The following is a 12415-nucleotide window of genomic DNA, read 5'->3' as shown; positions in this document are numbered from 1 at the left end:
GACGGCCAGGCCGCGCCCCGCCCGTCACGGCCGCCATGGGCGCACCGGGCGCAGTCCCGTGGTTCCGCCGCCGCTGCCACCGCTCGAGTCGCGACAGGATCGCTTTGAGCTCGTGGTGCACGACACCGCGCAGTTCCTGCGCGACACGTGGGAGGACCTGCGCGAGGTGTCCTTCGAAGTCGGGATCATGCCGACACGGGCGGATGCCGAGGGCATGCCGCGCTGGTATGTGGACCGCGAGGCACGACGCATCGTGATCTTCCGCCTGCCGATCGAACGCCTCGACCGAGCGAACCGGATGGACGATCTGGGCGCCAAGATGTCGATGGAGGGTGCGGTTTTCCGTGCCGCGGCAGAGTACCTCGATCGCGATCCCTGGGATCTCGGCACGCAGCGCTGGCGCAGCTGACGCGCCTCAGCGCGTGATCGTGATCGGCGCGCTGTCCGCGTCCGCCGGCCACACCGTCGCCGCGGCGAGATGCTGCCCGTCGGCGTAGGACACCGTCGCGTGCAGCACGCCGGTGCCCGGGTCAAGGACCGCGTCGGCAGTGCTGGTGATCGGGAGCTGCGCGCCCGCGTGTGCCGGCACACTCACTGCGGTTTCGCGACCTCCCACGGTCACCGTCGCCGCGACGTCGCCATCGCTGTCGTTCCACAGGGCGAGGACTCCGGCCGCTCCGCCGGCGACCGCGAAGGTCGTGGGTGCGGTGATCTCGGGAGCTGCCGGGTACCAGGCATAGTCGTCGCCATCACCCACACCCGTCGCCTGCCAGGCGGCAGCAACCAGCGGTGAGGCGCCCTCGACCGCGATGTCGTAGGAGCCGGCGGCCAGGCCGTCGAGCGGGATGTCGAGCGGAATACCGGCCACCGCATCCATACTCAGCGTGAGTGCCGGTGCGCCACCTTCCACGGACTGCGCCGTCACCGTCACCGATCCCGAGGTGTCCGGTGTGAGCACTCGCACGGAAGTCAGCGCTGGCCCCGCGGTGGTGACCGTGACGCCGGGGATGATCTGGCGCGCAGAGGCCTGGCGCACGGCGTCTTGGAAGTCGATTCCCGCCGGTACGAGCCCGCGCACGAGCGACGACTGCAGCGACGCCTGGACGGGTGCACCGTCGGCATGCACGTTGATCACCGGCGAGCTGTCATCGCCGGCCAACGACGCGACAGGCACCGTGGCCACGGTGCCGGGGGCTACGGAAAGGGACCCGCCGGCGGGTGTGGTGGGGCCGGCGAGTCCGTAGACGGTGAAGGAGACGGTGGCCGTCACGCCGAACGGATTGGCGATCGTGATCACCCCGGACGAACCGGTGCGCCCGTCGATACCGACGAGCCAGGACTCCGTGAGCGGCGGACGGCACGAGGACGCCGCATATCCTGCGAGGTCGTCTGCTGCCGAGGTGAACGAGGTGGCACCGGCCAACGCCGCGCGCTTTCCGTCCACGGGCGGGGCGCTCACGGCGCGGAACACGGCACCGTCCACACTCAGCACGGTCAGATCGGCGGAGGTGGCACCGGCATCGGACAGGGCCGGCGTCAGGCGGGCGGCTTCCGACACCGTCTGGGCGGAATCGGTGACACGGCCCAGCGCCAGAGCGGACGCCGTGCACACCAGCGTGGCGTCTCCGGGCGCGGGCTCCCGCGTGGCGACCGGAGCCGCGGCGGAGACCTCCGGCAGGGGTGCCACAACGGCAGCCGTGATGCCCACCGCGGTGACTGCCACCGCGAGGATTCCCGCTCCGGCCCGCGCGAGGCGTCCTCGCGCTCGTTCCTTGGTCATTCCTGCTCCTTCGACGCGCCGATCATGCGCGGTCGTACGCGGGCCGCGCGCACCGAGGCGCGGGTGGGGATGGCCAGCAGTGCGGCGATCACCAGCGACACCACCGCCGCGGTCAGCGCGATCGCGGCAACCGAGCGCTCGTCGGACGTCAGCGCCGGATGCGGCGAGACCTCACCGGCGACCCCCCAGAGCGCCCCCTTGCCCGTCTCGCCGACGGCGGTGAACGTGGAGTTCCGATCGAATGCGGCCACAGCCTGTGCCCGAAGCGCCGCAGCGGGACCCGACGTCGCCGTCACCGGCTCGATCAGCACGAAGCGGATGCCGAGATCGGCGAATGTGACGTTCTGCGCCTGCGGAGTCATGGCGTCCGCGATACGGCTCGCCAGATCCTCCTCCGCCGCCGTGAACTCGCTCTGGGTGCTGAGCACGGTGGACTGGGCACCGAGCGAATCGGAGGACCCCCACACGACGCGCTGCACGACAGTGCCGTCCTCCTGGATGTCGAGGACGAGCGTGGCGCCGCGGGCCCCCTCGTCGAGCTCTGCCGCGACATATGCGGGCAGCGTGCTGCGCGGCCCGTTCTGTGCGGCGGCGTCTCCGCGCAGCACGGCAGTGAGCTGGGGAATGGCGGTGGCCAGCACCAGCACCACGGCGATCGTGCCGAGCGCACCGCGCAGGCTCCGCGGCATCCGCAGCGAATGCAGTGCGAGAAGCGCGGCGAGGATGAGCGCCAGCCAGGACACACTGCCGAGCGCGCCGGGCCAGAGCGCCACGGCGGAACCGCTCACGACGCTCACCGAGATGCCCGACGCGAAAAGACCGGCAACGGCGGCTCCTCCGGCGACGAGGAGGAGCGGCGCACCGACCCGCCAGCGAGCGGTGAAGGCACCGACAACCGCGAGAAGGATCACCGGGATCACGAGTGCAGGAACGAACCAGGCCCACCGCACGATTGCGTCACCAGCACCGAATGAGGCGAGGAAGTCCGGCCATCTCGCCGCATCGCCCGCGGGGAATCCGGCCAACAGCGAGAGCCGACCCCACAGATCGTCCGAGGTGCGCGCGCCCTGGTACGGCAGGCCGGGGTCGGCAAGGAGATTCAGTGGCTGCTTGCGCCCGAGGCGGAACCAGATGAGCGGCAGGAAGAACACCAGGGTGGGCACCAGCGTCCACAGTAGGCGGACCGCGCCGGAGAACCGGACGATGCAGATCGCCGCCACCGCGGCGACGATCACGATCACCGCCAGCACTCCCCCCGCGCTCGGCGCGCACGCCGCCACCACGAGCATCAGGAGGGAAGCGGCTCCCGCCGAGCCCCACGACCGATGGGCCGCGAGACCGGTGTAGACCAGCCACGGCAGAGCGAGATGCAGGATGACCGCCGCAGGCCGCGGGTCCACGAGCGCGCCGAGGAACGTCGGAGCGATGGTCCACAGCACGGCGCCGGCGATCCGCAGACCGGAGCGCTCCGTCACCCGGGTGGCGGCGAACCAGCCGCCCAGGGTGGCCAGGGGCAGCGCGGCGATCCACAGAACGACCAGAGCGGACGAGGGGGCGGCAGGCATCAGGGAGCCGAGGACGGCGAGCACAGCGGAGAACGGGTCGGCCGGCAGCGCTGCGCTCAGTCCATAGCCGCGAGCGCCGAACACGGCATCGCCCCAGAGACTCGTCAGCTGGGTCCGAAGCGGCAGCGTGCCACCCCCGCCGAGCACCGGCCAGGAGAGCAGGGGGAAGAAGGCGACGATCGACACCGCCAGGGATGCGAGCACCACCCAGGCACCGCCGCCGGAGAAGAACCGCAGCTCGGGTCTCGTGGTGCGCGCGGATTCGCCGTCACCCAACAGGATCTCGCGGCGCTCCACACGCCCGATGCGCAGCGGATCCACTCGCCACCAGTCACCACGTCGGCCACGCAGTCGAGAGCGGGAGCGCGCGAGGGAGGGCCAGCGGAATGCGGCGACGAACGCGGCGGCCCACTCCGGCAGCACGGCGCCGGGCGCCTTGGCGAGCAGATGGCTGATCGCACGCCAGAGGGCGATCGGAAGGAAGGAGAGGATGTGCAGCGGCACTACCGCTGCGGGTGCGTACACCAACCGGCGGTGCAGCTGGGCAAGCCGGGTGACGTAGACGATCCGGCGGCGGTCGGCGGCACGAACCGGATCCGGGAGGCCGGCCACTCCGTCGGCACGAACCGCGACGCGGGCAGCGGGAGCAAGCGCGACGCGATCGCCACCGAGGCGAGCGCGCACGCCGATGTCGAGTCCCTCATCCGCGCCACCGAGGGCACGATCGGGAAGAAGGTCCGCGCGGCGCTCGGCGCGCAGGAGGACGCCGCGGATGTCTGCGCCCAGCACGTCCTCACGACCGTCGTGCTGGCCCTGGTCGAACTGTCCTGCGGCCAGTTCGACGCTCTCGCCGCCGCGCGACATGCTGACGCCCAACGATGCGATGATCTCGCTGTCGCTGCGGCGCACCAGCTTGGGAGCCACCACCGCGACCGAGGGCTGCAGTTCCAGCACCGCCGCCAGCCGCTCCAGCGCGTCGGGTGCGGGAACCGTGTCCTGCGCGAGCAGCCATAGCGCGTGATCGGGATCGACCCGGCGCGATGCCAGCTCGATCGCCTCCGCGAAGCCGGTCGCGGCGTCCGCCTGGATGATTCCCTCCGCGCCGGATGCGTCCACCAGTTCGGCGAAGCGACGATCCTTGCCGCACAGCACGATCGTGAGCGCATCAACGGGATGGCGCTGGGCGGCAACCGCGGCGAGGGTCTCCTTCAGATGGGGAAGCCCAGCGGCGCGCGCATCCGGATGCGCGACGATGACGGCGTGTACAGGAGCAGGCATGGCGCTTCAGCGTAGGCAGGCTTCACGCGCATTCCGAGGGTGCCGCGCCGGGAAGGGATCAGACCGTGCGGTGATCATCGGGTGAACGTCGAACCCGATGGACACAGATCGACGCATCGCCCAGCACTCGGGTGGACGATGCGTCAGATTCTGTCTCAGCCTGCGCTGCGCTTGAGCTTGCGTCGCTCGCGCTCGGACAGACCGCCCCAGATACCGAAGCGCTCGTCGTTGGACAGCGCGTACTCGAGGCACTCGCCGCGCACATCGCAGGATGTGCAGATGCGCTTGGCGTCTCGCGTGGAGCCGCCCTTCTCGGGGAAGAACGCCTCCGGGTCGGTCTGTGCGCAGAGCGCCTCGCCCTGCCATGCCAGCGCGTTGTCCTCGTCATCGGCAACCGGTCGCCGGACCCCGGGCACTCCCAGGTTCACCGGATCGACGAACCAGTTGTCGGGGACGCTCGAACGGTACTGTGATCCCGTCATCTGCTCTCCCACTGTCTTTCCCCCTCACGGACCGCGTCAGTCGCGGCGCGCTCACATAATTACAGCGGTGTGATTCGCTCGGGTCAAGTCGCAGAGCATATTTCCTCAACCCGACGTTCAAGCTTCATGACACACCCCGGGAGTGTCACGAAGCGGAATCGATGCCCTCGCCGGGGGTCGCGATGAACACCTCACCGGTGCCGTCGATGTGCAGGGGTCCGGTGGCACCGAGGGCGATCGCGGCCTGCCCGGGTGCCAGCGAGACGCGCTCGCCGTCCAGTTCCACCGTGCTCTCTCCCGCCGTCGCGAGCACGATCGCGGGTCCGTCCACGCGAATCTCCGCGACGACGCCGCCCACGGCATCCGGCCGCGCGACCGCGAGCGCGAAGTCGGCCACTCCGGGGCCGTAGGTGTCCACCGCGGTCGCACCAGCGAGGGCACGCGGGCGGATCACGGGAACGACGCCGGGCGCCGCGTCCAGCAGCGTCAGCAGTTCGGGCACGTCGACCCGCTTGGGGGTGAGTCCGCCGCGCAGCACGTTGTCGCTCGCGGCCATGATCTCGACACCGATGCCGCTCAAATACGCGTGCAGCAGTCCTGCCCGCAGGTAGACCGCCTCACCGCGCCGCAGGATGACGAGGTTCATGAGCATCGCGACGACGATGCCCGGATCTGCGGGGTAGACCTCGGCGATCCGGCGGGCGGCGGCGAGTTCGTCGACGAACTCCGCGGAGGTGGTCGTCGCCAGCGCTGTGGTGACATCGGAGACGATGCGGGCGGAGTCGCCGGCCAGCAGCTCCTCGATCGCCGCGCGCAGGATGTCGGCATCGCTGGCACCGGCCGCGGGCTCGATGAGCGAGCGCAGCCGCCGCACACCCTCAGCGTCACCCAGCTCTGCCAGGTATCGGCGTGACGCCTCCAGCGGACGCAGGCCGCAGAGAGCCTCGAACCGCTCACTCAGCGACACGATCAGCTCCGGCTTGTGGTTGTCGTCGCGGTAGTTGCGCTCGGGAGCATCCATCGCGAGGTCGGCCTCGCGCGCCCATCCGGCCTGCGCCTGGGTGCGGGAGGGGTGCACCTGGATGGACAGCGGAGAGCCGGCCGCCAGCAGCTTCAGCAGGTACGGCAGCGGCGGCTGACCGTGCGCCGAGAGACGCTCGGGCAATGAAGTGCCATCGACCAGCACCGCAGGCGAACCCGGATGATCCCCGAACCACACCTCTGCTTCGGGAGCGCCCGTGGGCTCGCGTCCCTCCAACTCGGCCAGCAGAGTGGTCGATCCCCAGGCGTAATCACGCGGCGTGTTCGTCATGAGCTCCAGCACGGCGCCAGCCTATCCCCGTCGCCGCAGATTGACCGGCGCCCACAGGAGTCCCCGAGTCGGGTCGGCTACTCTCGGTCCGCTATGACCACCACCGCCCCCGTTCCGCTTCCGCGCATCCGCGCGGACAGGACAGGCGTCGTGTCCCCCGCGGCGGTCGTCGTGGAGTCAGAACGCTCCTCGGTGCTCCTTCGCGCTCACGCCGCCGTGGTGGTCTTCGCGATCTTCTGCGCCCCGGCCTTCGACCGTGCGGCCGGCACCACGGGGGCCGCGCTGGTGTTCATCGCGCTCGCCCTCATCACGGCCCTGCTCTGGATTCCGCGGCTGCGGCGGCCGGGCGCCGCCCCGGTGTTCCCGTGGCGCCGCCTCCCGTGGATCGCTCTGGCATACCTCGCCTGGGGCGCGATGTCCGCGCTGTGGACGACGTGGCTGCCGTCCACGCTCCTCACCTTCGGCGGCATGATCGTGATCACGATGCACGGCCTGTTCCTGGCGTCGACGCTGTCCTGGCGTGAGCTGGTGCAGGCCTTCAGCCGGGGCCTGCAGGCGGCTGTCGGGCTCTCCCTCTTCTTCGAGCTCTTCGTCAGTCTCGTCGTTCGCGCGCCGCTTCCCTCCGCCTCCTGGGGGCCGGTGCTGGTCGATCCCGAGGATCCCAAGCTGTACTGGTCGCAGAACCTGCTGCTCGCCGGGGGACGGATCCAGGGCATTGTGGGAAACGCGAACCTCCTGGCCATGATCTGCTTGGTCGCGATGATCGTGTTCGCGGTGCGATTCGCCGATGATGCGCGCGGACGCGTGTGGATGGCGGGATGGTTCGTCATCGCGGCCTACCTCTTCATCCGGTGCGACTCCGCCACGGCCTGGGTCTGCGCCTTCGGCGCGCTCCTGGTGCTCGTCGCCGTCCTCGCCATGCGTCGGGTTCATGTGCCGGCGGGACGCGGGAGCCTGTACGCGCTTTTCCTGTCGATCGGCGGCGCCCTCGTCGTGGTCTGCCTGCTGTTTCGCGACGAGTTGTTCGAGGCGCTCGGGCGCTCCTCAGATCTCACGGGTCGCCGCGACATCTGGCGCGAGGTCCTGGCCCGAGCATCGCAGCATCCGCTCGATGGCTGGGGTTTCGCCAGCCCCTGGGTGCCATGGGACCCCGGCTTTCGCTCGTGGATCCTGGAGCGCACCATCCCCGTGATGCAGGCGCACAACATGTGGGTGGACGTGTTCTTCCAGCTGGGTGCGATCGGCGTCTTCCTCATCGGCATCACGTATGCGGCGTTCACCTGGCGCGCCTGGTTCTTCGCCATCGATCGCCCGCGCTGGGACGTCCGCGCGGACCGCCCCTACCGCGCGCTCAGCGTGCTGCCCGCGCTGATCGTGGCGGTCCTGCTCGTGCAGGGGCTCACCGAGTCGAATCCGATCATGCTGTGGGGCTGGCTGTGCGTGATCACCTTCGCGTTCAAGATCAAATCCGCGCCGCTGGTCGGAGAGCAGGGCGACCCGCGCTGACGCGCGGGAAAAGACCGGTTTCGCGTGCAGTCCGCGCGATACCCTGGGGGGACGATGGCTCAGCACTCCTCCCACCCGATCGCCGCTGCGCCCACCCCGCCCGCACGGGAGCGCACCGCACGACTCTGGTTGCGCGCTTATGCCGTGCTGGTGCTCGTGCTGGCGATGTGCATGGGCGCTCTGAACAATCTCGTCGGCCCCGAGGGCGTGGCGATCCTGCTGGGCGTGTGCACCATCATCACCGCGCTGATCTGGACGCTGTCCCCCGTCATCCGGCGAGCGACGGCGCAGTCCTGGCCGCGAGCGCCGTGGGCGTTCCTCGGCTACACGGCTCTCGCCGGGCTGTCCATTCTCTGGTCCGCCTGGCCCGGAGTGTCTGCTGCCACCTGGTTCGCTCTCGTCGTCACCACCGGCCACGGGATCTTCCTCGCCGTCGCCCTGACCTGGCGCGAGGTGGTGCGCGCCCTGGTGTCGGCCTGCCGCTGGGTGCTCGGGCTGAGCCTCGGTTTCGAGCTGCTCGTCTCCGCCATCCTCCGCCATCCGGTGCTTCCGCCGTTCCTCGGAGCGGTCGACGACCCGAGCACACAGCTGTACTGGTCGCGCGGCAACCTCTTCACCTCCGGGCGGATCCAGGGAATCGTCGGCAACTCGAACCTGCTCGGCATGCTCTGCGTGCTGGCCCTGATCGTCTTCGTGATCGCGGCTGTCGCGGGTCTCTCCCGTCGCGGGGTCACGATCGCCTGGCTGATCGTCGCGCTGTTCTTGCTCGTGCGGGTGGGATCTGCGACGGCAGCGGTGATCGCCTTCGCGGTGCTGCTGGTCGCCGCCGCGGCGATCGCGGTGCGGCGCAGCCACACGCTGCGCACACGACGCAACTGGTATCTGCTGTTCGGCGCCGTCGCCGTGGCCGGACTCGCGGCGGCCCTGGTCGTGCGCGAGCGCCTCTTCGAGCTGCTGGGCCGCGGCGGCGATCTCACCGGCCGCGGAGAGATCTGGACTCGGGTCCTGGAGCGTGCGAACGAACGTCCGGCGTTCGGCTGGGGGTTCGCGACACCCTGGCTGCCGTGGGATCCGCACTTCGACGGCTGGATCATCGACCACGGACTCAGCGTGTTCCACGCGCACGACATGTGGGTGGACGTCTACCTGCAGCTCGGCGCGGCGGGTGTCGTGGTGATGGCCGCTGCACTGTTCGCCCTCGTGTGGCGCGCGTGGTTCCTCGCGGTGGATCGCCCGCGGTGGGACATCGCCTCCCGACGCGCGTTCTCCCCGCTCAGTCTGCTGCCGATTCTGGTGGTGGCCGCTCTGCTCGTTCAGGGGATCACCGAGTCGCGTCCGCTGATGGAGTGGGGATGGCTGCTGATCGTGCTGCTGGCCACCAAGACGGCAGCCGACCCCGTGCTCGCCGATGAGCCGATCGCTCCCCGGCGCCGACGCCCCCGCCCCGGGGCCACAGCTCCCACGCCGCGATGACCGAGCGCTGGGAGGCGGTGCGCTCCGCACTGGATTCCGCCGCCCTGGCGCGCGCCTACGCCCTGGCCGCGTTCGGGACGTTCTTCGCCGGACACGCGATCGAGGCCATGGCGGGCTCGGTGACGCTCGTCACCATCGCGGCCGGTCTCGTGGTGGTGGGCATCGCGATCCTCACCGTCCGTCGCGCGGAGATCAGCCTGCTCCGGCTCGTGCCCGTGTCGGTGCTGCTGTTCATCACCTGGGCCGGCATCACTCTCATCCTGCCCATGTCGGGCCCGACCCGGTCGTTCTCCCACTGGCTGGCGCTGGTCGGTGTCGCGATCATCGCGGTCGTGATCGCGCACATTCGCGACACCCTGCAGACCGTGCGAGCGTTGGGCGACGTGCTGCGCACGCTCCTCACCGGATCCCTGCTCGTCGAGATCCTGTCGGGCGTGCTGCTGGACATGCCCATCCCGTTCCTGGGCGTGCAGGGCGCGATCGCCGCGGGCGGGCCGATCCAGGGTCTGTTCGGCACGCGCAACATGCTGGGCTTCGTGGCCGTGATCGCTCTCATCACCTTCGTGATCGAGTTGCGCACCCACTCCATCACCCGCGGGCTCGGCATCTTCTCCCTGGTGCTGGCCGGGGCGTTGGCCGCACTGAGCTCCTCCCCCACGGTGATCGTGCTCTCGCTGGCCGTCGCCATCGCCTCTGCGGCACTGGCGATCGTGCGTCACACGCCACCGGAGCGCCGCACCCGCATCCAGTGGGTCCTCGGGGCGCTCGTGGTGGTCGGCATCGGCACCGCGTATGTGCTGCGCCACCAGGTCATCGCCCTGCTGGACGCCGGCACCGACTTCTCCACGCGCGCCGAACTGTGGAACTCGATCCTCGTGCAGGTGCGCTCCCATGCGTATCAGGCGTGGGGATGGGTCGGCCCCTGGAACCCGGACGATCCGCTCGCCTTCCCCTACACCGCCATCAATCTGTTCGGTCGTCACCACGCCTCCGCGCTGAGCGCCTACTTCGATGTGCTGCTGCAGCTCGGTTGGCTGGGCCTCGTGCTGTTCGCGTTCCTCGCGGGCACCGCACTGGTGCGCGCCTGGCTCGTCGCGAGCGAGCGCCGTTCGGTGCTATACGCCTGGACCCCGCTGGTGCTGGTGACCCTTCTGGTCGATTCCGTCTTCGAGAGCTTCACCCTGTTCGGGGTGGGATGGCTGATGCTCGCGCTGTGCGCCATGCGCGCCGGTCAGTCGCGGTCCTGGCGTGAGGCCGCGGCCGCGCGCGCTCCGGAAACTCCCGGAAGCGCACGGTAGGCTCGAAAGGGCCCATCCGCCGCCCCCGTTTCTGCAAGAACCAGCTGTCAGGAGCACGCTCGCATGCCCGAAGTGTTCGATCCCGCATCCGCGACGATCGTGGTCGTGACCTACAACCGGTCCGCCCTCCTCACGCGCCTGCTCACCTCGATCGAGGCGATGGATCCGAAGCCCGGACACCTGGTGATCGTCGACAACGCGTCCGTGGACGACACCACTGCGGTGGTCGACTCCTTCCGCGAGCGCATCGGCACCGAGATCGTGTACCAGCGACTCGCCGAGAACACGGGCGGATCCGGCGGGTTCAGCGAGGGCGTTCGACTCGCCTACGAACTGGGCTCCACGTGGCTCTGGATCATGGACGACGACGTCGAGGTGATCGCGGACGGCCTCGCCCGCATGGGGCACTGGGGTCAGCGGTTCCAGAGCGTGCAGGGTCGTCGGTACGACTTCGACGGCAGCGAGTTCTACTGGCAGTACCGACTGTCCATCCCCCTCGGCATCCCGATTCCCTTCGCCCCGGCCGGTTTCGACGACAGCGGCTATCGCGAGATGAACTCCGGCTGCTTCGAGGGCATGTTCATCCACCGCGACATCGTCCAGCGCATCGGCCTGCCGGATCCGCGCTTCTTCATCTACTGGGACGATTCGGTCTACGGGTGGCTGGCGTCGCTGCAGACGCGCTCGGCGATCGTGAACGAGTTCGTGCTGCGTCGCACCCGCGAGATCAAGCAGTGGGACATGGGCATCCGTCACCTGAACGCCTCCAGTGACGCGTACCGGTACTACATCATGCGCAACCGCGCGCACATGGCGCACTACTTCCAGCAGCACGGCGCGTACCGACCGATCCGCTTCCGCATCGGGACAGCGCTCACCTTCGCGAAGGAGCTGATCCGTCTGCTCCTCGTGGAGCGGAAGGTGCGGGGTACGAGCAACCTCTTCCGCGGCATCCGCGACGGTCGCGCGATCGCCAGGGACAAGAGCTGGCAGCCCATGCAGCCGCTCCAGCCGGTGGAGAGCGCGGCGTGAGTTCAGACTCCTCGTCGTCCGAACCTCGCCCCCAGTGGGTGTTCGCGCCGAAGCCCAAACGGCACCCCGGACGCGTCGTGGTGATCGTGGTGCTGATCGCTCTGGTCGTGGCGATCGCCCTCACCACGGTGATCCTGTTGATGCCTCGCGGTGGCACTCCGAGCGGCGCGGCCACCTCGACCACGGCGACTCCCACGGCGTCCGTGAGCGCGTCTCCAACGCGCACGCCGACTCCGAGCGCCTCCGCGCGACCGACACCCACCCCCACACCGACAGCCACGCCGGATCCCACCCCGACCGAGGAGCTTCCTCCGGTCGAGCCACAGGAGCCGGATCCGGTGCCGACCGATGCGGTCACCGCTCCGCCGGTCGTCGTTCCCGACACCGGCGCGTTCGCGACGGCGATCTCGCCGCGTGTCTCGGACGCGGACACCGGTCTGGGCATGCTCGCCTCGCAGACCCCCGACGCCGCCTTCGACATCGTGCGCACGCTCGAGCAGGACGCGATGATCCTCGCCGACGAGAACCCGCCGGAGTCGATCGCCTCGTCCTGGCGTCCCACGGTGCAGACCTATCTCAGCGCGCTCGGCACGCTCCGCACGGCGATCGGTGACGGCACGGACACCGCCGCTCCCCTCTCCGATGTCCGATCCGCTCTGCAGGCGGTCAAGGACCTCGCCGGGCTCTGA

General features: G+C 69.9%; 10 protein-coding genes. 6 read left to right on the top strand and 4 right to left on the bottom strand.

Annotated elements, in window-relative coordinates; all coding sequences use genetic code 11:
- On the top strand, positions 1 to 409 hold a 409-nt coding region (locus ACI3KU_RS16000; RefSeq protein ID WP_404923314.1), incomplete at its 5' end, for a hypothetical protein.
- Between the two features lie 6 nt (positions 410 to 415).
- Here the strand turns inward: ACI3KU_RS16000 and ACI3KU_RS15995 are convergent.
- From ACI3KU_RS15995 to manA, 4 genes are all read right to left on the bottom strand, one after another.
- A complete protein-coding gene (locus ACI3KU_RS15995) occupies positions 416 to 1780 on the bottom strand; it encodes a DUF5719 family protein (RefSeq protein ID WP_404923312.1) in 1365 nt (454 codons plus the stop codon).
- Positions 1777 to 4623, bottom strand: a complete 2847-nt coding sequence (locus ACI3KU_RS15990; protein WP_404923311.1) for a glycosyltransferase — start codon at positions 4621 to 4623, stop codon at positions 1777 to 1779. The genes ACI3KU_RS15995 and ACI3KU_RS15990 overlap by 4 nt, the downstream gene beginning before the upstream one ends.
- Before the next feature lie 155 nt (positions 4624 to 4778).
- Positions 4779 to 5105 carry a WhiB family transcriptional regulator gene (locus tag ACI3KU_RS15985; RefSeq protein WP_404923310.1) on the bottom strand — a complete coding sequence of 109 codons (327 nt, stop codon included), beginning with the start codon at positions 5103 to 5105 and terminating at the stop codon, positions 4779 to 4781.
- A gap of 145 nt (positions 5106 to 5250) precedes the next feature.
- Complete coding sequence (gene manA, locus ACI3KU_RS15980; RefSeq protein ID WP_404923309.1) at positions 5251 to 6429, bottom strand: mannose-6-phosphate isomerase, class I; 1179 nt, start codon at positions 6427 to 6429, stop codon at positions 5251 to 5253.
- 81 nt (positions 6430 to 6510) lie between these two features.
- On the opposite strand from manA, the gene ACI3KU_RS15975 reads away from it, so the two are divergent.
- The 5 genes from ACI3KU_RS15975 to ACI3KU_RS15955 all read left to right on the top strand — a co-directional run bounded on the left by ACI3KU_RS15975 (position 6511) and on the right by ACI3KU_RS15955 (position 12415).
- The gene (locus ACI3KU_RS15975) at positions 6511 to 7923 is read left to right on the top strand and encodes an O-antigen ligase family protein (protein WP_404923308.1); all 1413 of its coding nucleotides are present in this window, start codon (positions 6511 to 6513) and stop codon (positions 7921 to 7923) included.
- 54 nt (positions 7924 to 7977) lie between these two features.
- Positions 7978 to 9396, top strand: a complete 1419-nt coding sequence (locus tag ACI3KU_RS15970; RefSeq protein ID WP_404923307.1) for an O-antigen ligase family protein — start codon at positions 7978 to 7980, stop codon at positions 9394 to 9396.
- Positions 9393 to 10694 carry an O-antigen ligase family protein gene (locus tag ACI3KU_RS15965; protein WP_404923306.1) on the top strand — a complete coding sequence of 434 codons (1302 nt, stop codon included), beginning with the start codon at positions 9393 to 9395 and terminating at the stop codon, positions 10692 to 10694. Before ACI3KU_RS15970 ends, ACI3KU_RS15965 begins: the two co-directional genes overlap by 4 nt.
- A gap of 63 nt (positions 10695 to 10757) precedes the next feature.
- Positions 10758 to 11726 (top strand): glycosyltransferase, encoded by a 969-nt coding sequence (locus tag ACI3KU_RS15960; protein WP_404923305.1) that lies wholly within the window; start codon positions 10758 to 10760, stop codon positions 11724 to 11726.
- Positions 11723 to 12415: a hypothetical protein gene (locus tag ACI3KU_RS15955; protein ID WP_404923304.1), complete on the top strand. Its 693-nt coding sequence runs from the start codon at positions 11723 to 11725 to the stop codon at positions 12413 to 12415. The genes ACI3KU_RS15960 and ACI3KU_RS15955 overlap by 4 nt, the downstream gene beginning before the upstream one ends.

Origin of the sequence: Microbacterium sp. ZW T5_56, from assembly GCF_044987425.1 — a bacterium.
Lineage (GTDB): Bacteria > Actinomycetota > Actinomycetes > Actinomycetales > Microbacteriaceae > Microbacterium.
The sequence above is the reverse complement of the archived record's forward strand: the minus strand, read 5'-3'. Positions and strand labels throughout refer to the sequence as shown.